This is a genomic window from Anoxybacillus sp. FSL W8-1294 (assembly GCF_037965005.1).
In the GTDB taxonomy this organism is placed as follows: domain Bacteria; phylum Bacillota; class Bacilli; order Bacillales; family Anoxybacillaceae; genus Anoxybacillus; species Anoxybacillus flavithermus_G.
Genome location: NZ_CP150179.1, coordinates 1,989,052 through 2,011,082, shown reverse-complemented (window position 1 = coordinate 2,011,082; position 22,031 = coordinate 1,989,052). Strand labels below are relative to the sequence as shown.

Genomic DNA, 22,031 nt, shown 5'->3' with positions numbered 1-22,031 from the left:
GCCAGCGCATTAGGCGCTGGTTTTTTTCGATAGGTGACAGGAAGCGCGAGAGTGTTATATTATGATAAAGTAGGAATTGAAAAAGAAATGGGTTGAATGAAGCATGATGAAAAAGTGGCTTGTTCTTGCACTGTTGGCAGCAATCGCGTTTTTTTTGCTTCCGTACAGTTTACCGCTCGTGTTTGCGTTCTTTACCGCCCTTCTCCTTGAGCCGGGAGTACAAAAGCTGCAAAAAAGCGGATTGAAACGAATCCACGCAGTAACGATTACGTTTACGCTCTTTTTGCTTGCGATGGGAGGACTTGCTTATTTTGTTGTTGCGATTCTCGTTGAACAGACGATGATGTTTTCGCAAAAAATGCCGCTCTTTTTATCGGAAATTACCGCAGTTGTCAATGAGCTCATTCAAAAATGGCAGTCGTATTCTAGCGACATTCCGCGTGAAATCATTACATCGCTCGAAAATAGCGTCGAAACGGTGAAAAATATGCTTTTGTCGTTTGCGACAAATTTGACGCAAGCGATGATTGGCTATTTGACGAAAATTCCAGAATTTTTAATTCATTTTCTCGTCTATTTAGTTGCGCTTTTTCTTATTAGTCTCGATTGGCCGCGGCTCAAAAAAGCGCTCGAAAAACATTTGTCCGAGCGCACAAAGCAACGGTTGACAATCATTATAACGCAGCTAAGCCGTGCAGGTGTCGGCTTTATTAAAGCGCAGTTTTTATTGAGCGTCATTACGTTTTTGCTTGCGTTAGGCGGCTTGCTTATGTTAAGGGTCGATTATCCGATTCTTTTTTCCTTGTTAATTGTTGTTGTCGATATTTTGCCGATTTTAGGGACAGGTTCGGTGTTAGTGCCATGGGGAATTTTTCATATTGCCAACGGACATAGCGCGACAGGCATTGGGTTAATTGTCCTATTTGTCGCCATTACGGTCATCCGGCGAACAATCGAACCGAAAATTTTCTCGTCGAACTTAGGCATTAGCCCGCTCGCCGCATTAGTAAGCGTCTACTTAGGATTCCGCCTCCTTGGTTTTCTTGGACTGTTCGTCGGCCCTGCCATCGTCATTGTCATTGAAGCGATGGTAAAAGCAGGGATTATTAAATTCACATTTAAACTGTGACAAGCTGACGACATGTCAGCTTTTTTGTTCGACAGATGGCGCGTATCGTCTCACATGTTTTCGCGGCATTTCGGCGTATAAAATGCCAAAAAGCACAAGTGCAGCACCGATGTACCCTTTGACTGACAATACTTCTCCTAAAAACAAATAGCCAAACAGCGCCGCAAATACAGGTTCGAGGGAGAAAATTAGTCCAGCATGGGTAGCGGTCGTTTGTATCGTACCTATGAGAAAATAAAAAAGTCAGCGCTGAACACGCTGACTTTTTTGTTTGTTATTAAAACTGTTTCGCTGCTTCTTTTGCTCGTTCGATTGCTTGTTGTTTAATGGCTTCTGCTTCGTTTGGAAAAGCGTTCATACCTTCGACCGCAATCGTTTGAACGTCTGTTATGCCGATAAAAGCGAGAACAGCTCTTAAATAGCGGTCACCAAACTCCATTTCTTTCGCCGGACCTTCAGAATATATACCTCCTCGCGCTTGAATGTGGAGCGCTTTTTTCCCTTTTAGTAGTCCAACAGACCCTTCTTCTGTATATTTAAACGTTTTTCCGGCGATACAAAGCGTATCGATATATGCCTTCAATTTTGGAGGGAAGCTAAAGTTCCACATCGGTGTGACGAATACATATTTGTCAGCTTCAATAAATTGGTCGCATAATTCGTTGATGCGCGCTACTTTTTGTTGTTCATCTTTGCTTAATTGGTCAAATGCTTGTCCTTGTTGTAGTTTGCCCCAGCCGCTAAATACATCAGCATCAATGTAAGGGACGTCGATATCGTACAAGTGTAGTTCAACGATTTCATCTTCTGGATGATGTTGTTTGTAAGTTTCTAAAAACGCACGACCGACTGATAAACTAAATGATTGTTGTTCTTGTTTTGGATTTGCGGTAATATACAATACTTTTGCCATAACAGTTCCTCCTTGACGTAAGTTTATACTTACTTATGTTTCGCTTTGATATAAAAAGCTATAACTATAATATAGTTTGTTACTTACTTTTGTAAAGTAAAAAGATTGCTGATTAGATGATAAACAGCGAAGGAATAGGCAAAATACGTATGTAGGTATAAAAATAAAAGGACGGATGATTCATGTGCGGGCGAAAGAAAAAATAGATAAATACGAAAAGGCCGTATCCTTTGTCCGAGATCATGTATATGTTATTAGCAGAGAGAAAATTTGTTAGAAAGGTGTGAGGATATGATGGTAAAAATTGTTTTAGATGCAGGGCATGGAGGGCGTGATCCGGGGGCGGTCGGAAACGGACTTCGTGAAAAAGATGTAACGTTAACGATTGTGACGAAAATAGGGGAGATGTTGAAAGAGTATGAACGTGTCGATGTACACTATACGCGGACAGACGACCAGTTTATTGAACTCTCGGAACGGGCAGCGATGGCGAATCGGATCGGTGCGGACTTCTTTTTATCCGTTCATGTGAACGCAGGTGGTGGAACAGGATTTGAATCATATATATTCAATGGAAATGTGAGCAAAGAAACTGTTTCATATCAAAACATCATTCATGATGAAGTGATGAAAGCGATTGGAGATGTGCGCGATCGCGGAAAAAAACGTGCGAGCTATGCGGTGCTTCGTCAAACGAATATGCCAGCTTTATTGACGGAAAACTTATTTATCGACAACGCAGGAGATGCCGCAAAGCTGAAATCAGACGAATTTCTGTCGCAAATTGCCCGCGGTCATGTAGAAGGAATGGCGAAAGCGTTCGGATTGCAAAAGAAACCGCCTGCTCCACCGAAAGACGATGGAAAGTTATACCGCGTGCAAGTCGGAGCATTTCGCGATAAAAAAAATGCAGAACGTCTCGTCGAAGAGTTAAGAAAAAAAGGATACGATGCGATCATTGTTTAACCTCTGCGATTGGCAGGGGATTTTTTATGCATATTTTTTATTTGTTGTCAAAAAATAATAGCGAATGGAGGGGCGTTATGAGACTGTTCACATGTGGCATCATCATCGTTTGTTTACATGCCTTGCCGTATTTTTTACTTGGGGAAGATGCGCACATGCGCGTGCACGATAATTTAGACTCTAATATTGCTTGGTATCGCGTGCTCGTACAAAGTGGCGAGCTGTTCGGCTCCGTTCATGCGACAATTCCGCAAATCATCGGCGGCTTGCCGCGCAACGCGTACGGGACGGAGTTTAGCGGCATCGTTTGGCTTCATGCGCTCTTTCCGTCCGTTTACGCCTATGGATTGAGCCAGCTTCTTACGCGCCTGTTTGCGTTTATCGGCATGTATTTATTATTGAATACGCACGTATTAAAGGAAAAAGAAGCGGAGTGGATTCGCGTCGGGGTCGCGCTTGCGTTCGCCCTTACGCCGTTTTGGCCGTCAGGCATGCTTAGCACGCTCGGTATGCCGCTAGCATTATGGGCGCTGTTAAACATTCGCGCCGGCGATCGCTCGTTGAAAAATTACGTTGTGCTGACGTTGTTGCCGTTCTACTCTAGCTTTGTGCTCGGCTTTTTCTTTTTTTTAAGCGCGATGTTTATATTTTGGGCGTTCGATGCGTGGCGACGCCGTCCGAACGTACCCCTTTTGTTGGCGCTCATATATATGACCGTTCTTTATTTAGCGATTGAATATCGGCTCGTTCATTCATTTTTATTTGCGACCGAACCGACAAGTCGGGATGAATATTTCCATGCCCGTCTGTCGTTATGGCGCTCGCTTCGACTAACATTAAAAAACTACATATTCGGTCATACGCATGTGATGACGATTCATACGCTTGTCATTTTACCTGTCACGTTCATCGCCTTATATATCGTATGGAAACGAAAATGGTGGCGGAATGAACGGCTATTTTGGCAGCTTCATGTGCTCAATTTCATTTTGTCGCTTTGGTATGCGTTTTGGTTTTACAAAGGATGGTTGCCTGCAACAGAAGCGTTTCCGTTTTTAGATCGGTTTAACTTTGCGCGCTATCATTTTTTGCGACCGATGGTCATTTATGTGCTGTTTGCGCTATCGCTTCGCATTATATGGCGCGCGTGGGATCGAGGAATCGTCTCGTTTGCGATTGCCTCTCAACTCGTTGTGGCGATGTTGTTTCATGAACAAATTGTATATCGCGACAAGCCGACATTTCGCGCGTTTTATGCCGAAAAGCAGTTTGAACAAGTGAAGCGATACATCGGCAAGCCGCTTCATACGTATCGCGTCGTCAGCATCGGCATGCATCCGGCGATCGCGCAATATAACGGCTTTTATACGCTCGATACGTACAACAATTTTTATCCGCTGTCGTATAAGCATCAGTTTCGGAAAATTATTGCGAGTGAGCTTGCGAAAAATAAAAAACTAAAACAATATTTCGATGAATGGGGCGGTCGCTGTTACATATTTGTCGATGAGCTAGGAAAGCACTACATGTTTACGAAGCAATCGAACAAGCGCATACGCCATCTCAAGCTTCATACTGACGTATTGTACGACATGGGCGGACGATACGTGTTTTCCGCCTTGCCGATTGACAACGCAAAGGAAAACAACTTAAAGCTATTGCGCACGTTTGAACACGATGAATCCGCATGGAACATTTACTTATACGAAGTGGAAAGGGAGAAAACGACATGACCGTTTTAGCGATCGTTGTACCTTGTTATAACGAGCAAGATATATTGCCAGAAACGATTAAACAACTGCTTTCGTTAAGGCAACAGCTCGTAGATGAACAACTTATTTCGAAAGAAAGCAAAATTGTATTTGTCGATGACGGAAGCCGCGATCAAACGTGGACGATCATTTATAAAGCATGTTTGCGACATGAAGAAGTGAAAGGAATAAAACTGGCAGGCAATGCAGGGCATCAAAACGCCCTTTTAGCAGGCATGTTTGCCGTCAAAGGCGCGGCGCATTGCATCGTAACGATGGATGCCGACTTGCAAGATGATATATATGTCGTGCGCGAGTTTGTACGAAAATTTCATGACGGATACGATATCGTTTATGGGGTGAGAAGAAAGCGCGACGTTGATTCGTACATGAAGCGGTGGACGGCCGAAACATTTTACCGCATGATGAATCGCATCGGGGTGAAGCTTATATACAATCATGCAGACTATCGTCTCATGAGCCGGCGCGCGGTAGAAGCGTTGCAGCAATTTCGCGAAGTAAACATGTTTTTGCGCGGAGTTGTCCCGCTCCTTGGTTTTCCTTCTACAACCGTATATTATGACCGAAAAGAGCGAAAAGCAGGCGTGACGAAATATCCGCTTATGAAAATGATACGCTTTGCCTTCGATGGACTCACGTCATTCAGCATGATGCCCATTCGGTTCGTTTCCTTTCTCGGTTTTTGTTCATTTTTCATTAGCGTCTTGTTTGCGCTATACGTGCTTTTTTTAAAAATAACAGGACATACAGAAACGGGCTGGACGTCGCTCATCATGTCCATTTGGCTCGTCGGTGGGTTGCAGCTCATGGCGATCGGTTTAGTCGGGGAGTATATCGGAAAAGCATATCAAGAAGTCAAACAACGTCCGCGCTACATTGTCGACGTCGATTTGTTAAATGGACCGATGATCGCAAGGCACGAACGGGAAAAACTAGCTGAGGAAATTAGTTAAGGCTCCGATTACGCGGAGCCTTTTTGCATCATTGCTCGTTGAAACGACTGAAATAGGGCGAACGAAACGAACGTCAGCAATATGCCTGTCACATACGGCAAACTCGGTTTTAACGTAAACAGCCAACCTGCGATTGCCGGACCGCCGATGCGCCCGAGCGAATCGAACGATGATAATACGCCTGTCGCGCTTCCTTGTCCGCCCGTTGTATATTTCGTAAGCAAGGACGATACACATGGGCGAATGACGCCGTTACCGATGCCGAAAATCGTTAAGTAAAGCGCCGCTGTCCAAAAATGATTGATGAACAAAATAAGAAAAAAGCCGAGCGCTGAAAGAAATAAACCAGCGCGAATGACCGTTCTTTCACCGAACGATGCGATCAGTTTTCCGAGCAGTCCCCCTTGAACGATCGCCCCAGCAAGTCCCATAATCATAAAAATGTAGCCGAGCTCTTTTGACGTAAGACCTGCGCGTTTTGCGGCAAAATAAGCGAACGTCGCTTCAAGACCAGCAAGGGAAAATGTGACGATCAGCTGCAACATATATAAGCGCGCCAAAGGTCCTTGAAGGGCGGAGGAAAGCGATGGCCGTTTCGCTTGTCCGATCGAACGCTTTTCTTTCGGAAGTGACTCTTGTAAGAAAAAGAAAACGAACACGGCAGTCAAGAGCGATAAACAGCCGGCGATCCAAAACGGGACCGTTAAGCTTGTAGCGGAAAAGATGCCGCCGATCGCTGGTCCGAAAATAAATCCGAGTCCGACAGCCGCCCCGATCATGCCCATTCCTTTTCCGCGGTTTTCTTCTGTCGTTACATCAGCCACATATGCCATCGCTGTCGGCATCGTCGCGGCAGATAAGAAGCCGCCAATGATGCGGGCCGCAAACAACATCCAAAGTTTTGTTGCTAAGGCGAATAAGAAAAACGACAGCGCCAAGCCGGAAATACCGATAAGTATCATCGGCTTTCGCCCGTATCGGTCAGATAAGTTTCCCCACATCGGTGCGAACAAAAATTGCATAAAAGAATACACGGCCATGAGCCAACCGAGCTCTGTTGGGGTTGCACCGATGTTTTCAGCGAAAAACGGAAGGACGGGAATAATAATTCCGAATCCCATCATGACGAAAAACATAACAATAAATAAAAGCGGCAAATAACGCCGATCGTTCATATGACCATCTCCACTATGTAGTTTGCATCTTTATCATAATGGAAACGAGGCAATTTTTCAAAGATGTCGATGCGTTGACAACAGAAAAAATTTTAGCGAAACTGAACGTGTATGAATGACGCCGGGAGAGATGAGAGATGACATATATAAATGAGCACGTGTTAAACAATTTATTTTACATGCTAGTGAGCATTTTTTTCTTTTATTTTTTATACGATCACGTTCGGTTTTTCCAGCGAAAAAAGGCGCATCAACGATTGTTGCTTATCGCATGTTTAAGCGTTCCGATCATTTTATGTATGAAATATCCGATTTACATCGCCCCTGATTGCGTGCACGATTTGCGACAAGTGCCGTTTTTACTTGGCACGTTTTACGGCGGTTGGGCGGTGAGCGTACCGCTATTGCTTATTTTGCTTGTGGCGCGCTTTATGATGTATGGATATGAGTTTATTACCGTTGCGGTATATGTGATGATGTGCCTATGCGGCAGCTTGTTTTCTCCGTTTTTTCAGCAGCTTACAAGAAAGCAGCGGCTCGTTGCTTCGGCGGCGATGACGTTTCTTTTGGCGATTGCGGCAACGGTGTTGGCGATCGTCATTTCTGATTTTCAAGTGACAGAGTCGTACATCATTCACTTTATTCTCGTTCCTCCTTTTGCCGTATCGTTCGTTGTGCTTATCGTTGAAACGTTGCGTGAAGCGTTGCTCGTTCGCTCGGAAGCGATTAAGCTTGAAAAAATGGAAGTCGTCAGCCAGCTTGCCGCAAGCATTTCTCATGAAATACGCAATCCGTTAACCGTCGTCAAAGGATTTTTGCAGCTCATGAAATCAAAAGACATATTAGCGGAAACGAGAGAACAATATATCAATATCGCCCTTGAAGAATTAAACCGCGCCTGCGCCATTATTGACGATTATTTAACGTTTGCGAAGCCGTTTCCAGAAAAAATGGAGCCGCTTGACGTGCATCATGAGTTAACGAAAGTCATTGATATGTTGCGTCCGTTAGCGAACATGTCGGGAGTAGACATCGTGTCAACGCTCATGCCTGCGAAAGTAAGTGGCAACGCCCAATATTTTCGGCAATGTTTTTTAAATATAATAAAAAATGGAATAGAAGCGATACAGCATGGCGGTGCGGTATATGTGCATATGCACGTCGATGAACGAACGGTGACGATCGTTGTGCGTGATGAAGGAGCCGGCATGACGAAAGAGGAAATCGCGCGCTTCGGAGAACCGTATTTCAGCATGAAACAAAAAGGAACAGGTCTTGGGGCGATGGTAGCAGTTCGCATCATTGAAATGATGAACGGCACGTGGACGATAAAAAGCAAAGTCGGATCCGGAACGACGATGACGGTGACGCTTCCTCTGTTATTAGAAAAATAAAAATATTTTGAAATAATAAAAATGTATTGCCTTTAATGATTTTGGGCGTTAAAGTATAAAACAAGATGTTTATTTTTCAAAAGGGGAGTTTACAACGATGAGTTTGTTCAGGAAAAAGTCGATTGACGCGCTCATGAGCGAGTCAGGAAAAAGCGGCGCTGCACTAAAAAAAGAATTAGGCGCCTTTGATTTGACGATGCTTGGCATCGGAGCGATTATCGGGACGGGCATTTTCGTCTTGACGGGCGTAGCGGCGGCAGAGCATGCGGGACCAGCGCTTGTTCTTTCGTTTATTTTATCTGGATTAGCGTGCGTATTTGCGGCGCTCTGTTATGCGGAATTTGCATCGAGCGTGCCCGTATCGGGAAGCGCGTATACGTACAGCTATGCGACGTTTGGTGAGATCATCGCATGGATGCTTGGCTGGGATTTAATTTTAGAATACGGTGTGGCTGCATCGGCGGTAGCGGCCGGATGGTCGGGCTATTTCCAAGGGTTGCTTGCCGGTTTTGGCATTGAGCTTCCGCATGCCCTCACAAGCGCATACGATCCATCCAAAGGAACGTTTATTGATGTGCCAGCCATCGTTATTGTTTTACTTATTACGTTTTTATTGACGCAAGGTGTGAGAAAATCAGCGCGCTTTAATGCGGTGATGGTCGTCATTAAAGTGGCAGTCATTTTATTGTTTATCGCCGTTGGTGTATGGTATGTGAAGCCAGAAAACTGGACGCCGTTTATGCCGTTTGGCTTTTCTGGTGTTGCGGCAGGAGCGGCGACGGTGTTTTTCGCATATTTAGGGTTTGATGCGGTATCGACAGCGGCAGAGGAAGTGCGCAATCCGCAGCGCAACATGCCGATCGGTATTATCGCTTCGCTTGCTGTTTGTACGTTGTTGTATATTGCGGTGTCGCTCATTTTAACAGGAATTGTACCGTACGATCAATTAGGTGTGAAAAATCCAGTTGCTTTCGCGTTAAATTACATTAACCAAGATTGGGTTGCTGGATTTATTTCGCTTGGGGCGATTACAGGAATTACGACGGTGCTTCTCGTTATGCTTTATGCACAAACGCGCCTCTTTTATGCGATTAGTCGCGATGGCTTGCTTCCATCGTTATTTGCGAAAGTGAGCGAGCGCAAGCAAGTGCCGCTTGTGAACTCATGGGTAACAGGCATTGCTGTTTCCATTTTTGCCGGTGTTATTCCGTTAAATAAATTGGCGCATTTAACGAATATCGGAACGTTGTTTGCGTTTACGACTGTTGCGATCGGCATTTTAGTGTTGCGAAAAACGGAACCGAATTTAAAACGAAGCTTTATGGTGCCGTTTGTGCCGGTCATTCCGCTTCTTGCGGTAGCGTTTTGTACGTATTTAGCGTTTCAGCTTCCTGCCATGACGTGGCTTAGCTTTGGCGGTTGGCTCGCGATCGGTCTCGTCATTTACTTTTTGTATGGTCGCAAGCACAGCAAGCTAAACGAGGCGCATGCGGAACAAAAACAAGTAAGTTGACGGGTTGACAAAATGCGTTCATGTCTTTATAATAAAAGTACAGTTAAATTATAGTTTTCCTTTTACAAAGGGGAGTAGCGTTCAGGCGTTGCCTGAAAACAAAGTCGTCAATTCGTGGACCTTGTCCATCGGCTTTGTTGGCACAACATGTGTCTAGCGAGACCTTTGCCGTTCGGCGAAGGTCTTTTTTGCGTTTTCATGATTTTTTGCCGACGGGCGAGGGAAAACTACATATTACAGGAGGGATCATTGATGGATGTGTCAATGTTATTAGAGTATGGTTGGGTGCTTCTCGTTTTAATCGGATTGGAGGGCATTTTAGCGGCCGATAACGCTGTCGTCATGGCGGTCATGGTCAAACATTTGCCAGAAAAACAACAAAAACGGGCGCTCTTCTACGGGCTTGCCGGGGCGTTTATTCTTCGCTTCGCTGCGCTTTTCGTCATTTCGTATTTAGTGAATATTTGGCAAATTCAAGCGCTCGGCGCGTTGTATTTAATGTTTATTGCCGTACATCATTTTATAAACAAAAATCGAGACGGTTCGCATAAAGAAGGGAAAAAGCAATCTGGTTTTTGGATGACTGTACTGAAAGTGGAGCTCGCTGACTTAGCGTTTGCGATCGATTCGATTTTAGCAGCGGTCGCTTTAGCGATGACGTTGCCAGATACGAACTTACCGCCTATTGGAGGCCTGGACGGCGGAAAGTTTTTAGTCATCTTCGCTGGTGGATTGATTGGTGTCATTATTATGCGTTTTGCGGCAAATGCGTTCGTGAAATTGTTGCATAAACGCCCAAGCCTAGAATCAGCTGCGTTTTTAATCGTCGGCTGGGTCGGTGTGAAGTTGGCAGTATATACGCTTGCGCATCCGAGCTTAGCTGTCGTTCCTGAACATTTCGCGCATTCGGCGTTATGGAAAGCGATTTTCTGGATCGTTCTTTTAGCGATTGCTGCTGGCGGCTGGTTTTTCTCCGGAAAAGAAACGAAACAACAGAAAGAAGCGATTCAAACGTTGAAAAAAGCGCAAAACGAATAAGGGGAGGCACGTTCCTCCTCTTTTTGTTATAATAAAGAAAGAGAGGAGTGTTGATGTTGTTAAGTGAAAAATTGTTAAACGGACTGAATGAACAAATGAATTTTGAATTTTATTCCGCACATGCGTACATGGCGATGGCGGCATATTGCTCGGCGGAAGGATTGGATGGTTTCGCAAACTTCTTTTTAGTGCAAGCGGAAGAAGAACGTTTTCATGCGATGAAGTTTTACAACTTCATTAACGCGCTCGGCGAACGGGCCATTATGACAGGTTTTCCTTCGCCAAATAACGAATTTACGTCCGTTCGCGACTGCTTCGAAAAAGCGCTCGCCCATGAAAAAGAAGTGACGCGCCGCATTTATAAACTATCTGACTTAGCGTTAGACGAGCGCGAACATGCGACGATGAACTTTTTAAAATGGTTTATTGACGAACAAGTAGAAGAAGAGTCGATGTTTGATACGCTTATTCAAAAACTGAAACGCATCGAAGGCGACAGCAATTCGTTGTTTATGCTCGACAACGAACTTGCCCAGCGCACATTCACACCAGAACCGTAAAGGGAATGCAAAGGCATTCTCTTTATGGTGCATATGTGTACAAATGCTTTTGATGAATGATATAATGTTTCGAAAGGGAATGGAGGGACGAATATGTCAAAACAAGTTGAAACAGCGATTTCTTCTCAAATGAAACGAAATAAGTTAAATGCTTCCTGTGTTGACTTTGCACAATTAAGAAAGAAAATTGCGAAACCTTCCCCTTTTGGTAGAAAGCTAGTGGATATGTATAAACAAGGAAGGTAGCGTCGCATGTCCTTCGTATTGACTTTTGAAGATGCGCGTCATGAAAATTTTGAACAAGCGTCCATTTACATTGATGCTTGTTTTATTTTGGCTTACATGAACAGCGATGATCCACGTGGGGACAAGGTTTGTGAAATGTTACAAAAATGGCAAGAGGAAGGTATCGCTCAATTAGGAATAAGCAGTCATGTATTTGGAGAAGTGATCCATCAGTTGTTTATGCAAGAAATATTGTTTCCGCTCGAAATATACCACAACAAGCAGCAACGTCCTAAATTAAAATCATCCTCATATACTCAGTTAGGATCGTTAGAAGAGCCTACTGCATTTCTTTATGACGTATGGAAAAAAGAAATTCCGCGTTTTTACAATAAACATTTTGTCGTCAATGTATCCCGTCTTATTAAATCTGTAAAAAATCGTTATCCATCGCAAAGAAATAAGTTGCAAATTTTTTATAACAATGCAATTGATCGCTACAATGAGTTTTTGAGTGCTTTGAGAAATAATTTTCACGTATCGTTTTTGAACACAAACATTGATATTCAACAGTTAACATTAGCTCAAATGAAATTATTACAATTGGAAGTGTACGACGCGTTACATTATGCACTGGCTCTATACCATGGCTATGATTATTTTGCGACGCTAGATGGAGATTTTGTACATGATCTTTACTCTGAAAATAGTAAAACAAAAATTTTAAAAATTGCCTAACACACTTTTTTCTTTTCGCCTAACCAACGATCGCGCGTCAAGCGATAGTTGGATATAGGAGGGATGGAGATGAAATGGTTAGTCGATGATGAGCCGTTGTTCGTTTTGCCGACGGTGGCGGTGAAGCTCGGATTGAACGAAAGCATTTTTTTACAGCAGCTTCATTATTGGCTCGGAAAAAGCACGCATACGCATGATGGACATGTATGGGTGTACAACACGTACGAAGGGTGGAAAAAGCAATTTCCGTTTTGGTCGGAAAGTACGATTCGGCGCACGATCGTACGGCTTGAGAAAAAAGGGATCGTCGTCTCGCGCTATCGCTCACAGATGGATAAAACGAAATGGTATCGCATTGACTACGATGTGCTTGCCAAAGTGCTTGACACAAACGTTGTACATGACGAGCAAGTGACGGAAGATGACGAGAAGATGTGTATCGAAAAAACGAACGGTCAACATGACGAGCGGACGATGCAACATGACGCATCGCACGCGTCAACTTGCCAAGACGCACATGGCTATATGAACAGACAAACAGAAATAACAACAGATCATACGTTACAAAACTTGATTTATTTTTATGAACAAAACGGTTTTGGGACGATCAGTAGCTATGTCGGTGAACAGATGGCGCTATGGGTGAATGACACGTCAGCGGAATGGGTGCTCGAAGCGTTAACGATCGCGTTAAAAAACGGAGTGAAAACATGGAAATATGCCGAGGGGATTTTGCGCAACTGGAAGCAAAACGGATATATGCGTTCACAACAAAGAAGAAAACGAGCGGTGCGAACAGAAATGATTCCGGAATGGCTACATATCGACTATACGCAATATGAGCGAAAAACGTATAGCGAAGCGCAGTTAGAACAAAAGCGTGCTGAATTAGAAAAGCGTTTAAAAAAGAGGAAAAGGGCATGAAGGTCATACCCTTACCCTGTTTGTTTCACCGGCTCGTTTGCTTCTTTTGTCGCTTCTACCGCTTCTAAAAGCAGCTCGACGAGGTGAACGGCGCGTACGTTCGTCAGCCCTTCCCGTTCAATGCCGAGCTTCATTTGCAGCAAACAGCCGGGATTGGCGGTTACAATTGTCGTCGCTTTCGTTTGTTTCACTTGTGCCATTTTGTAATCAAGCACTTGCATCGACATGTCTGGCTCGATGATGTTATAAATGCCTGCTGAACCGCAGCATCGATCGGCATCTTTCATTTCGCGAAACTCGACGCCTGCAATGGATTGAAGCAACAGGCGCGGCTCGTTTGCGGTTTTCATGACGTTGCGCAAATGGCACGAGTCTTGATACGTCACGATTTGTTCTGGCAAGCGCCATCCTTCGAGATGAAAGCCGAGTTCGACTAAAATGACGGAGACGTCTTTTATTTTGGCGACGAAAGATTTGGCGCGCTCTGCCCAAATCGGATCGTCTTTTAATAAATGGTCGTATTCGATTAAAAATGCCCCGCAGCCGCCGGCGTTTGTGACGATGTAGTCAACATCGAGCGCTTCAAACGCTTCAATGTTACGCTTCGCTAGTTCTTTGGCGTCCGCTTTTTCGCCGCTATGCCCATGAAGCGCACCGCAACACGTTTGGGCCGGTGGAATGACGATGTCGCAGCCGGCAAGCTGCAATAGTTTCATCGTCGCATCGTTCGTGTCCATAAACATCGTATCCATTAAACAGCCGCTAAAAAAGGCGACACGTTTTTTTCGTTTCGTTTCCGCTTCGATGTGCGTTGGTCGTTCGTTCATTTGTTTCCACGTCGGCACGTTCGGCAACACTTTTTCCATCATCGCTAAATGATTTGGCAACACGCGCAATAAGCCGAGTTTGCGAACGAGCGCCTGCAATCCGGAGCGTTGATAAATGCCGATGAGGGCGGTCACCATTCGCATCCGCTTCGGATGAGGGAATAGCTGCTTAAATACGACGTGGCGAATGAGGCGAATGAACCACGGATATCGTTTATGTTGCGCAATAATGTCGCGCGCTTCTTCTAGTAAATGGCCGTAGCGCACGCCAGAAGGGCAAACCGGTTCGCACGCTCGGCAGCCGAGGCATAATTGGAGCGAACGTTCGACATCTTCGTCCGGTTCAATGAGCCCGTCGACGACCGCTTTCATGAGCGCAATGCGTCCGCGCGGCGAGTGTGACTCTTGAAAGCCCGACTCAATATACGTCGGACATGTCGGCAAACAAAAGCCGCAGCGCATACAGTTTAATAACTCGTCTTCATTCATGCGCGCTTGAAATTGTTGTTGGATGAGCTGTTCGTTTTTCATCGCGTCATCACCACCCGTTTGCGCGTGCTTTTTGCGAACACTTTCCCTGGATTCATAATGTTGTTCGGATCGAGCGCTCGTTTAATCGCCTGCATCGCAGCGATTCCTTCTTTGCCGAGCTTCCATTCTAAATACGGCGCTTTCATGACGCCGACGCCATGTTCGCCTGTAATCGTGCCGCCAAGCTCAATCGCTTTGGCGAATATGTCTTCAAACGCCTGCTCGACGCGATGCAGTTCGTCTTTGTCGCGCACATCGGTCGGACATGTCGGATGAAGGTTGCCGTCACCTGCGTGACCGAACGTGCAAATGTTGACGTTATATTTTTTAGCAATATCGTTAATCGCTTTCACCATATTTGCAATTTGCGAACGTGGAACGGTCGCATCTTCTAAAATCGTCGTCGGTTTTAAGCGAGCGAGCGCCGATAGCGCTGAGCGACGCGCTGTGCGCAAATTGTTTGCTTCTTCTTCCGTTTGTGCCACTTGAACAGAAATGGCGTGTTGTTCGCGGCAAATGCGAGCCATCGCTTCCATATCGCGCTCAACGACTTCTTTCGGGCCGTCTTGTTCGATGAGCAACACCGCTTTCACGTCCGTCGGCAAGCCGATGTTGACGAACGACTCGACGACTTGTAACGTCGGCTGGTCTAAAAATTCAAGCGTCGTCGGAATGATTTTATTGGCGATGATGGCAGAAACGGAGCGTGCTGCCGCTTCTAAATCTTCATAAAGCGCGAGCATCGTTTGTTTCGTCTCCGGCATCGGAATGAGTTTTAACGTCGCTTCTGTAATAATGCCGAGCGTGCCTTCCGAGCCGACGAATAGGCGCGTTAAATCGTAGCCAGCGACGTCTTTTGCGAGCTTGCCGCCCGTGCGAATGATGTCGCCGTTGGCGAGTACAACTTCAAGCCCCATGACGTAATCGCGTGTGACACCGTATTTTAAGCCGCGCAAGCCGCCGGAATTTTCGTTAATGTTTCCACCAATCGTTGAAATTTTCATCGAGCTTGGATCAGGTGGATAAAACAGCCCTTTTGCTTCAACGGCGTGAATAAGGTCAAGCGTAATAACGCCCGGTTGAACGGTCACCGTCAAATTTTCTTCGTCAATTTCTAATATGCGATTCATATGTTTAAAAATGATGACGATGCCGCCTTCCGTTGGACATGTGCCTGCACAAAGATTTGTTCCTGAGCCGCGCGGCACGATCGGAATGCGGTGCTCATTGCAAATCTTTACAATTTCGCTCACTTCTTTTGTGTTGCGCGGGGCGATAACTGCGTCAGGAAGCGATTGGAAGTTTGGGGTTGCATCGTATGAATAAACGAGCCGTCCGGCTTTCGAATCGTCGTAGTTTTCTGCGCCGACAATTTGAATGAACTGTCGTTTCACTTGTTCAGTAATCATATCATCCACCTTCTTCCCTTTGTTTGTACTGTAAGCATATAAAAAAGCGGGAAAACCCGCTATGTATAAACATATAAAAATAAAACGCTTACACATTATTTTTTTGTTGTTTCATCTAAAAAACGAATAGCTAAGTATAAGGTGATGATATGTTCGAGATGGCGCACGTTCAGTTTCGTATAATCTTGTATTTTTTTTAGCCGGTAATGAAGTGTATTAATGTGAATGTGAAGCGCCTCTGCCGTTCGTTTGAGCGATAAGTCGTTAGCGAACAACGTCCGCAGCGTATGCAACAATTCTTCATCGTGTATGAGCGGTTCAATCGTTCGTTTAATCAACTCTTGTTTTGTCGCAGGCGAAATGTCTTCTAAACACATGTCCAATCGTAAATCTTCATCGAAAACGATGTCGCCTGTTTGTTTGGAGATATGAAGGGCACGTTCAGCTTGCTTATACGAATGGTACACCTGTTTACTATCTCCCATTTTTCCGCATCCGATATGAAGCGTCACATCGTATTTGTCTAATAATGAGCGTTGCATCGTTTTGAGTTTAGCGATCGTTCGTTCTTTGTCGTCGTCTGTTTGTAAAATAAGTAAGCGATCGTTTCCCCAACGGACGATGACATCACGTGCATCGCTCCAAACGATTTGAACGTATTTCCACATGTCAACGGAAATCGTTTGTTTTGTTTCATTTAACGAAGCGATAATGACGCGCCGCGAGCTAGCGAGGTCGATATGAAACAGTTGGGCTCGCTCGTGCAAGGATGGCGACCATTCGCGCGCTTGCAGCCAATCGAAGACGAACGTTTCCAGCGCACGCGCTTCAAGTTGTAACTGTTCCGTATAATAGTTTTCTTGAATGAGAAGCTCGGTCATTTTTTTTAATAGCTCACCGTATGGTGATACGTTCGCTGGATCTCCTGTAATGCCGATGACGCCAATGACGTCACCGTGAAAAAAAACAGGTAAGTTGATGCCAGCTTTTACTCCTTTGAGCTTTCCTTCGTCTTCTTTCGTAATGATTCGTTTTTGTTTTTCTTGGCAAACGAGAAACGCGCCTTCATGAAATTGCCCGATGCGCGTCGGGTCGGTGCTGGCGATAATGATGCCATGCGTGTCGACGATAATGAGATCTTCATGAATGAGGCGGCGGACGTCCGACACAATTTTTTTCGCAAGGTGAGGGGAAAGCATGCGTCCACTTCCTTTCTGAGTGAATACAAACGAAGAAACCGTCCTTTTGATGATGCGAAAGGACGGTTATCTATTTGTTACATTTGAAAGCGTGCGACCGCCTGACGAAGTTGCTCTGCTGTGCTTGCGAGTTCTTGCGACGAGGCGAGCAGCTCTTGCATCGTTGCGTTTTGTTCTTCTGTCGTTGCGGCGACTTGTTCAATATTATGGGCGGATTGGGATGATTATAGCACGACAGTTCGTGGGAAGGGGAGAACATTTTTGGACAAAATACCACGAATTTTGTCACAAATTTTTTGTTGCAATCGGTTTCAAGTTTGGTTGAAATTCAAATCAACAAGGACAATACATTAGCTATTGGAAGTACATTATGGCGGCGTCGATGGTGTTTACGATGCCTGTGTTAGTCATTTATGCATTTTTTAATCGCTACTTTCTCAAAGGTATTTCGTTTACGGGGGAAATAGCTTTAATCTGCCCCATATCCGACGTCTTTGTCTGGATGCATAAACGGAGCGTTTTCGCTTCGTTTTTCTTCTAATTGGGCACGGTTTTCAGGGGTGTTCCAGCCGATGTCGTTCGTCGGATGCACCCATTCATCACCCGCCATGACACTCGGATCTGTTTCATCGCTCCATTGATTGAGCGGGGAGTTTGGCGAATTGTATTTACTGTCGCCAATAACGACCCCGTGTTGATTGACAAACGGCGGCTGCATGCGCATGCCCGTTCCTTTAAATGACGGAGCATGTATTTGATGCGGTTGCGTCTCATTGAAAATGGGCGATTCGATTTCTTTTTCTTTTTCCATGATGATCACCTCATCATTAATGTGGCTAAATGGCGTATAAAATATGTTCATTTGCGTGACATTACTTGTGAGGGGGGATTTATATGCGTTTTCCTATTGCGCAGTTGCATGAGCGCGACATCGCCCAAGTGCAACAATTTGAGCGAAAGCTTCGTGAACAAACGGGCGAAGACATTATACTCATTGCATACAAAAAAGAACAAACAGACGGACGAGGTGAATGATGATGAAGCGAAAAGTGACACACGATGCCGCAAAAACGAACAACCAAACGCCGACAGAAAGCATGCCGAAAGATGAATTTGCTGCGCAATACGCTGGCGGAGAAGATATGAGCCGAGGGGCGAACCGAAATTCGAAAAAAGGACGGCAAGGAAAATGAAAAATAAACAAGCAGGGAAAACGATTCCAATTCCAAGCGATATATTAAAGGAAGAATTCGGGAGCGAACAAGGTGACATCAATGCGCATAAAGTGATCGAGTTAATGGAAGAGGCAAAGAAGAAAAAGTAGGAGTGGAGGCTCCTACTTTTCCATTTCCAAAAAATACGTCTCTGCTTTCATTGTCGTTTGGTTAAAGTATACGATCATCGCCATGTTGCAACGGCGAATGTGTTTCGTTTGTAAATAATGCGGCAAGTCGAAAGGAATCATTTCGACGACGGTATGTTTAAATAATTCTTTTTCGCTTAGGGAAAGAAGATGCGGTTGTTCGGACAGTTTTTCGTATACGCGCGCGCGCGCACTCTTGTCCGTTTTTTCGTCCCACCACGGTTTGCGCGGTTTTTGTTTTTGATTGCGCAAATAGTCGTATTTCATGAGCGCTTCGACGATCGGCAAGTCGTTCGTGTGTAACGTTTGTAAAAACGAATAGAGACGGCGGAATAAATCTTCAAGCTGATGTCCGATGCGCGCCCATCCTTGTTCGTCCCAATATGTGCCGAACGATTGGAAAAAGTCAAACGGTGTGTCAAATAAATGGGTGACGATATATTCAATCGTCTCGTCCATGCGATGGTCGTTCCAATATTTTTCAAGCACATCTTCTACTTGTTTTAAGCGAATGACGTCGTCAAATGATAGCACGCGGTTGCGCAACATTTCATACGGTGCCCGATCCATAAAGATGTAGCCGTACTCGTCTGCTTGACGGCGCAGTCCTGTGCCGCGCAACATTTTTAAAAACCCGAGCTGCAATTCTTCAGGGCGAAGGGCAAACACGTCGTTAAACGTTTTTCGAAACGATGTGTAATCTTCTTCAGGAAGTCCGGCAATTAAATCGAGATGTTGCGCAATTTTTCCACCTTGTTTTACCATCGTAACCGTTCGGGTAAGTTTATCAAAATTTTGTTTCCGCATGACGAGTTTATTCACTTCATCGTTCGTCGATTGCACGCCAATTTCAAAACGGAATAGCCCTGGCGGCGCTTCACGGTTTAAAAACTCGATCACTTCTGGGCGCATAATATCCGCTGTAATTTCAAATTGGAACACGACGCCCGGCACGTGCTCGTCAATTAAAAATTGAAACATATCCATCGCATAGCTTCGGCTAATGTTAAATGTGCGATCGACAAATTTAATGACTTTCGCGCCATGTTTCATTAAGTAGCGTAAATCTTCTTTTATTTTTTCGCGATCAAAATAGCGCACGCCAACTTCAATGGACGACAAACAAAATTGACAGCTGAACGGACAGCCGCGGCTCGTTTCGACGTATGTGACGCGCTTGGACAAATGCGGAATATCTTCTGGAAAGCGAAACGGCGACGGCATATTCGCTAAATTGATTTTATTTCGCTGCGGATTGATGACCGGTTTGCCGTCTTGATGAAAGGCAAGTCCAGCGATCGTTGCGACATCTTCACCGCGATGAAGCGCTGTCAGAAGCTGTTTAAACGTTTCTTCTCCTTCGCCGATGACGATATAATCAAACTGTGGTACGCGCTCAAGCCAATAAGCAACGTCGTATGACACTTCTGGTCCACCGACGACGATCGTAACGGTCGGATGCACTTTTTTCAAAAGCTGAATAACTTCAATCGTCTGTTCGATGTTCCAAATGTAACAGCTAAACCCGACGACATCGGGTTTGCGGCGATATAAATCGGTGACGATGTTTAACACCGGGTCTTTAATTGTATATTCGACAAGCTCCACATGAAACTCCGGTTGGGCGTATGCTTTCAAATACCGGATCGCTAAGTTTGTATGAATATATTTCGCATTCAACGTTGTACAGATGATATGCACTGCAAACGACTCCTTTGCATATATGTTGCGACGAATTATTATATCACATAGGAAGGGAAAGAAAAAAGGAAGGAAGATAAACAACAATTTTATTTTTTAGAAAAATACGATATGATATGCTATTTACATAGGGGAGTAAACAAGAGATGATGGGGTGGACAATGTGTACAAACAAATTAAGCCGAAAAAAATATATGAAGAAGTAGCCGAAGCCATTTTACATATGATTCAAACGGGACAGTTAAAACCGGGCGATAAACTCGATTCCGTTCAACAACTAGCTGAAAATTTCCAAGTTGGCCGCGCAGCCATTCGCGAAGCGTTAACGGCGCTTAGGGCGATGGGGCTCATTGAAATGAAACAAGGGGAAGGCACATACGTGCGTGAATTTGACCCAGCGATGTTATCGTTCCCGATTTCTACCGCTATACTGATGAGCAAAGAAGACGTGGCCCATTTATTAGAAGTAAGAAAACTACTTGAAGTTGGCGCAGCTGGATTGGCGGCGCGAAAACGGACGGAAGAAGATTTGCGCGCCATGCAAAGCGCCCTTGCGCAAATGCGTGAGGTGATCGGCGATGAAGAGCTTGGCGAAAAAGCCGACTTTTTATTTCATATGGCAATTGCGGAGGCAACGAAAAATCCGTTGTTAGTTAGCTTAATGAACAACGTATCTGGCATGATGATGGAGACGATGCGAGAAACGCGACGCATTTGGCTGTTTGCCAAACAAGCGACGACAGAACAGCTACTTGAAGACCATATCGCCATTTTTGAAGCGATTCGCGACCAAAACGCTGAACTTGCCCAAGAGCGAATGAAAGAACATTTAGGACATGTTGAAAAAGTGCTTGCTAACTACATATCTTTATAGTGGAGGTGCTCCCTCCGCCCTTAATCATCAGATGACCGGTTGACTAATTTTGCAATTGCATGTAAAGTGAAAGAAAAGAAAACGTTTTCTTGGAGAGGGGATTTCGGATGAACGTCACATTATTCGTTACATGTTTAGTCGACTTATTTCACGTCAATGTCGGAAAAGCGACAGTAGAGCTGTTAGAGCGGCTTGGATGTACAATTCATTTTCCAGAGGCGCAAACGTGCTGTGGCCAGCCAGCTTACAATAGCGGCTACGTGAAAGAAGCGAAAGAAGCGATGAAACATATGATTCGCACGTTCGAACATGCGGAATATATCGTCACGCCATCGGGTTCGTGTGCGACGATGTTTAAAGAATATCCGCACATTTTTAAAGGCGACAGCGAATGGGAAGAGCGAGCGAAACGCGTTGCCGATCGAACGTATGAATTAACACAATTTATCGTCGATGTGTTAAAGGTAGAAGATGTGGGGGCGCGGCTAGAAGGAAAAGCGACGTATCACACGTCATGCCATATGACGCGCTTACTTGGCGTCAAAGATGCGCCGCTTACGCTTTTACAACACGTAAAAGGGCTTGAAGTTGTCCCTTTGCCGAACGCGCACAATTGCTGTGGATTTGGCGGTACGTTTTCAGTAAAAATGGGACCGATTTCGGAACAGATGGTCGATGAAAAAATTCAATGTATTGAACAAGTCGAAGCCGACTATTTAATCAGTGCGGACTGTGGCTGTTTAATGAATATCGGTGGGCGAATCGAGCGAAAAGGCAAACCGATTCGCGTCATGCATATTGCCGAAGTGCTCAATAGCAGATAAGGG

The 22,031-nt window shown here is 44.9% G+C and carries 23 protein-coding genes and 1 pseudogene; 16 read left to right on the top strand and 8 right to left on the bottom strand.

What is annotated here, in order from left to right:
• Nucleotides 1-106 precede the first annotated feature (106 nt).
• On the top strand, nucleotides 107-1,129 hold the full coding sequence (gene ytvI, locus NSQ23_RS10690; RefSeq protein WP_339174389.1) for a sporulation integral membrane protein YtvI: 1,023 nt from the start codon (nucleotides 107-109) through the stop codon (nucleotides 1,127-1,129).
• A 15-nt stretch (nucleotides 1,130-1,144) separates the two neighbouring features.
• Here the strand turns inward: ytvI and NSQ23_RS10685 are convergent.
• Both NSQ23_RS10685 and NSQ23_RS10680 read right to left on the bottom strand, forming a co-directional pair.
• Nucleotides 1,145-1,363, bottom strand: a pseudogene (locus NSQ23_RS10685) (DMT family transporter); the annotation flags it as partial.
• A gap of 43 nt (nucleotides 1,364-1,406) precedes the next feature.
• A complete protein-coding gene (locus NSQ23_RS10680; RefSeq protein WP_004891529.1) occupies nucleotides 1,407-2,042 on the bottom strand; it encodes an FMN-dependent NADH-azoreductase in 636 nt (211 codons plus the stop codon).
• Between the two features lie 294 nt (nucleotides 2,043-2,336).
• Between NSQ23_RS10680 and NSQ23_RS10675 the strand changes: the two genes are divergently transcribed.
• The 3 genes from NSQ23_RS10675 (at nucleotide 2,337) to NSQ23_RS10665 (ending at nucleotide 5,733) form a co-directional block, all read left to right on the top strand.
• Nucleotides 2,337-3,008: an N-acetylmuramoyl-L-alanine amidase gene (locus NSQ23_RS10675; RefSeq protein ID WP_004891527.1), complete on the top strand. Its 672-nt coding sequence runs from the start codon at nucleotides 2,337-2,339 to the stop codon at nucleotides 3,006-3,008.
• Between the two features lie 77 nt (nucleotides 3,009-3,085).
• Nucleotides 3,086-4,741 (top strand): DUF6044 family protein, encoded by a 1,656-nt coding sequence (locus NSQ23_RS10670; protein WP_339170688.1) that lies wholly within the window; start codon nucleotides 3,086-3,088, stop codon nucleotides 4,739-4,741.
• Entirely contained in the window at nucleotides 4,738-5,733 is a 996-nt protein-coding gene (locus NSQ23_RS10665) for a glycosyltransferase family 2 protein (protein ID WP_339174387.1), read from the top strand. Before NSQ23_RS10670 ends, NSQ23_RS10665 begins: the two co-directional genes overlap by 4 nt.
• An 8-nt stretch (nucleotides 5,734-5,741) precedes the next feature.
• Here NSQ23_RS10665 and NSQ23_RS10660 read toward each other — a convergent pair whose 3' ends face one another.
• On the bottom strand, nucleotides 5,742-6,908 hold the full coding sequence (locus tag NSQ23_RS10660) for an MFS transporter (RefSeq protein WP_339170687.1): 1,167 nt from the start codon (nucleotides 6,906-6,908) through the stop codon (nucleotides 5,742-5,744).
• 137 nt (nucleotides 6,909-7,045) lie between these two features.
• On the opposite strand from NSQ23_RS10660, the gene NSQ23_RS10655 reads away from it, so the two are divergent.
• The 7 genes from NSQ23_RS10655 to NSQ23_RS10625 all read left to right on the top strand — a co-directional run bounded on the left by NSQ23_RS10655 (nucleotide 7,046) and on the right by NSQ23_RS10625 (nucleotide 13,300).
• Complete coding sequence (locus NSQ23_RS10655; RefSeq protein ID WP_339170685.1) at nucleotides 7,046-8,302, top strand: HAMP domain-containing sensor histidine kinase; 1,257 nt, start codon at nucleotides 7,046-7,048, stop codon at nucleotides 8,300-8,302.
• A 97-nt stretch (nucleotides 8,303-8,399) separates the two neighbouring features.
• Nucleotides 8,400-9,815, top strand: a complete 1,416-nt coding sequence (locus NSQ23_RS10650) for an amino acid permease (RefSeq protein WP_339170684.1) — start codon at nucleotides 8,400-8,402, stop codon at nucleotides 9,813-9,815.
• Nucleotides 9,816-10,067: 252 nt separating this feature from the next.
• The gene (locus NSQ23_RS10645; protein ID WP_339170682.1) at nucleotides 10,068-10,853 is read left to right on the top strand and encodes a TerC family protein; all 786 of its coding nucleotides are present in this window, start codon (nucleotides 10,068-10,070) and stop codon (nucleotides 10,851-10,853) included.
• Between the two features lie 56 nt (nucleotides 10,854-10,909).
• Nucleotides 10,910-11,413: a ferritin gene (locus NSQ23_RS10640; protein WP_035019246.1), complete on the top strand. Its 504-nt coding sequence runs from the start codon at nucleotides 10,910-10,912 to the stop codon at nucleotides 11,411-11,413.
• Between the two features lie 93 nt (nucleotides 11,414-11,506).
• A complete protein-coding gene (locus NSQ23_RS10635; RefSeq protein WP_158074585.1) occupies nucleotides 11,507-11,659 on the top strand; it encodes a hypothetical protein in 153 nt (50 codons plus the stop codon).
• Nucleotides 11,660-11,677: 18 nt separating this feature from the next.
• The gene (locus NSQ23_RS10630) at nucleotides 11,678-12,376 is read left to right on the top strand and encodes a type II toxin-antitoxin system VapC family toxin (RefSeq protein ID WP_339170680.1); all 699 of its coding nucleotides are present in this window, start codon (nucleotides 11,678-11,680) and stop codon (nucleotides 12,374-12,376) included.
• Between the two features lie 69 nt (nucleotides 12,377-12,445).
• A complete protein-coding gene (locus tag NSQ23_RS10625; RefSeq protein ID WP_339170679.1) occupies nucleotides 12,446-13,300 on the top strand; it encodes a DnaD domain protein in 855 nt (284 codons plus the stop codon).
• Between the two features lie 11 nt (nucleotides 13,301-13,311).
• Here the strand turns inward: NSQ23_RS10625 and NSQ23_RS10620 are convergent, their stop codons facing one another.
• The 4 genes from NSQ23_RS10620 to NSQ23_RS10605 all read right to left on the bottom strand — a co-directional run bounded on the left by NSQ23_RS10620 (nucleotide 13,312) and on the right by NSQ23_RS10605 (nucleotide 18,128).
• A complete protein-coding gene (locus NSQ23_RS10620) occupies nucleotides 13,312-14,658 on the bottom strand; it encodes a (Fe-S)-binding protein (protein ID WP_339170677.1) in 1,347 nt (448 codons plus the stop codon).
• The gene (gene glcD / locus NSQ23_RS10615; RefSeq protein ID WP_339170676.1) at nucleotides 14,655-16,067 is read right to left on the bottom strand and encodes a glycolate oxidase subunit GlcD; all 1,413 of its coding nucleotides are present in this window, start codon (nucleotides 16,065-16,067) and stop codon (nucleotides 14,655-14,657) included. Before glcD ends, NSQ23_RS10620 begins: the two co-directional genes overlap by 4 nt.
• 95 nt (nucleotides 16,068-16,162) lie before the next feature.
• On the bottom strand, nucleotides 16,163-17,266 hold the full coding sequence (locus tag NSQ23_RS10610; RefSeq protein WP_339170675.1) for a sugar diacid recognition domain-containing protein: 1,104 nt from the start codon (nucleotides 17,264-17,266) through the stop codon (nucleotides 16,163-16,165).
• Between the two features lie 469 nt (nucleotides 17,267-17,735).
• Nucleotides 17,736-18,128, bottom strand: coding sequence for a DUF3905 domain-containing protein (locus NSQ23_RS10605; protein ID WP_339170674.1), 393 nt, complete (start codon nucleotides 18,126-18,128; stop codon nucleotides 17,736-17,738).
• A 32-nt stretch (nucleotides 18,129-18,160) separates the two neighbouring features.
• On the opposite strand from NSQ23_RS10605, the gene NSQ23_RS10600 reads away from it, so the two are divergent.
• Genes NSQ23_RS10600 through NSQ23_RS10590 form a run of 3 tightly spaced genes read left to right on the top strand, consistent with a single transcriptional unit; the run spans nucleotide 18,161 to nucleotide 18,590 of the window.
• Nucleotides 18,161-18,301, top strand: coding sequence for a hypothetical protein (locus NSQ23_RS10600; protein ID WP_004891500.1), 141 nt, complete (start codon nucleotides 18,161-18,163; stop codon nucleotides 18,299-18,301).
• Nucleotides 18,302-18,303: 2 nt separating this feature from the next.
• Nucleotides 18,304-18,459 carry a hypothetical protein gene (locus tag NSQ23_RS10595; RefSeq protein WP_035018793.1) on the top strand — a complete coding sequence of 52 codons (156 nt, stop codon included), beginning with the start codon at nucleotides 18,304-18,306 and terminating at the stop codon, nucleotides 18,457-18,459.
• Entirely contained in the window at nucleotides 18,456-18,590 is a 135-nt protein-coding gene (locus NSQ23_RS10590; RefSeq protein ID WP_269194787.1) for a hypothetical protein, read from the top strand. Before NSQ23_RS10595 ends, NSQ23_RS10590 begins: the two co-directional genes overlap by 4 nt.
• A 12-nt stretch (nucleotides 18,591-18,602) precedes the next feature.
• Here the strand turns inward: NSQ23_RS10590 and NSQ23_RS10585 are convergent, their stop codons facing one another.
• Entirely contained in the window at nucleotides 18,603-20,330 is a 1,728-nt protein-coding gene (locus NSQ23_RS10585) for a B12-binding domain-containing radical SAM protein (protein WP_339170673.1), read from the bottom strand.
• 154 nt (nucleotides 20,331-20,484) lie between these two features.
• Between NSQ23_RS10585 and NSQ23_RS10580 the strand changes: the two genes are divergently transcribed.
• Entirely contained in the window at nucleotides 20,485-21,204 is a 720-nt protein-coding gene (locus tag NSQ23_RS10580; RefSeq protein ID WP_339170672.1) for a FadR/GntR family transcriptional regulator, read from the top strand.
• A 107-nt stretch (nucleotides 21,205-21,311) separates the two neighbouring features.
• Nucleotides 21,312-22,028, top strand: a complete 717-nt coding sequence (locus NSQ23_RS10575; protein ID WP_339170671.1) for a (Fe-S)-binding protein — start codon at nucleotides 21,312-21,314, stop codon at nucleotides 22,026-22,028.
• The last annotated feature ends 3 nt before the right edge of the window (nucleotides 22,029-22,031 follow it).

Coding starts and splice junctions, on each gene's coding strand:
- glcD (WP_339170676.1), bottom strand. CDS start 16,067: ATGATTACTGAACAAGTGAAACGACAGTTCATTCAAATTGTCGGCGCA.
- NSQ23_RS10605 (WP_339170674.1), bottom strand. CDS start 18,128: ATGAACATATTTTATACGCCATTTAGCCACATTAATGATGAGGTGATC.
- NSQ23_RS10620 (WP_339170677.1), bottom strand. CDS start 14,658: ATGAAAAACGAACAGCTCATCCAACAACAATTTCAAGCGCGCATGAAT.
- ytvI (WP_339174389.1), top strand. CDS start 107: ATGAAAAAGTGGCTTGTTCTTGCACTGTTGGCAGCAATCGCGTTTTTT.
- NSQ23_RS10655 (WP_339170685.1), top strand. CDS start 7,046: ATGACATATATAAATGAGCACGTGTTAAACAATTTATTTTACATGCTA.
- NSQ23_RS10625 (WP_339170679.1), top strand. CDS start 12,446: ATGAAATGGTTAGTCGATGATGAGCCGTTGTTCGTTTTGCCGACGGTG.
- NSQ23_RS10645 (WP_339170682.1), top strand. CDS start 10,068: ATGGATGTGTCAATGTTATTAGAGTATGGTTGGGTGCTTCTCGTTTTA.
- NSQ23_RS10660 (WP_339170687.1), bottom strand. CDS start 6,908: ATGAACGATCGGCGTTATTTGCCGCTTTTATTTATTGTTATGTTTTTC.
- NSQ23_RS10680 (WP_004891529.1), bottom strand. CDS start 2,042: ATGGCAAAAGTATTGTATATTACCGCAAATCCAAAACAAGAACAACAA.
- NSQ23_RS10670 (WP_339170688.1), top strand. CDS start 3,086: ATGAGACTGTTCACATGTGGCATCATCATCGTTTGTTTACATGCCTTG.
- NSQ23_RS10650 (WP_339170684.1), top strand. CDS start 8,400: ATGAGTTTGTTCAGGAAAAAGTCGATTGACGCGCTCATGAGCGAGTCA.
- NSQ23_RS10610 (WP_339170675.1), bottom strand. CDS start 17,266: ATGCTTTCCCCTCACCTTGCGAAAAAAATTGTGTCGGACGTCCGCCGC.
- NSQ23_RS10575 (WP_339170671.1), top strand. CDS start 21,312: ATGAACGTCACATTATTCGTTACATGTTTAGTCGACTTATTTCACGTC.
- NSQ23_RS10635 (WP_158074585.1), top strand. CDS start 11,507: ATGTCAAAACAAGTTGAAACAGCGATTTCTTCTCAAATGAAACGAAAT.
- NSQ23_RS10665 (WP_339174387.1), top strand. CDS start 4,738: ATGACCGTTTTAGCGATCGTTGTACCTTGTTATAACGAGCAAGATATA.
- NSQ23_RS10590 (WP_269194787.1), top strand. CDS start 18,456: ATGAAAAATAAACAAGCAGGGAAAACGATTCCAATTCCAAGCGATATA.
- NSQ23_RS10675 (WP_004891527.1), top strand. CDS start 2,337: ATGGTAAAAATTGTTTTAGATGCAGGGCATGGAGGGCGTGATCCGGGG.
- NSQ23_RS10595 (WP_035018793.1), top strand. CDS start 18,304: ATGAAGCGAAAAGTGACACACGATGCCGCAAAAACGAACAACCAAACG.
- NSQ23_RS10600 (WP_004891500.1), top strand. CDS start 18,161: ATGCGTTTTCCTATTGCGCAGTTGCATGAGCGCGACATCGCCCAAGTG.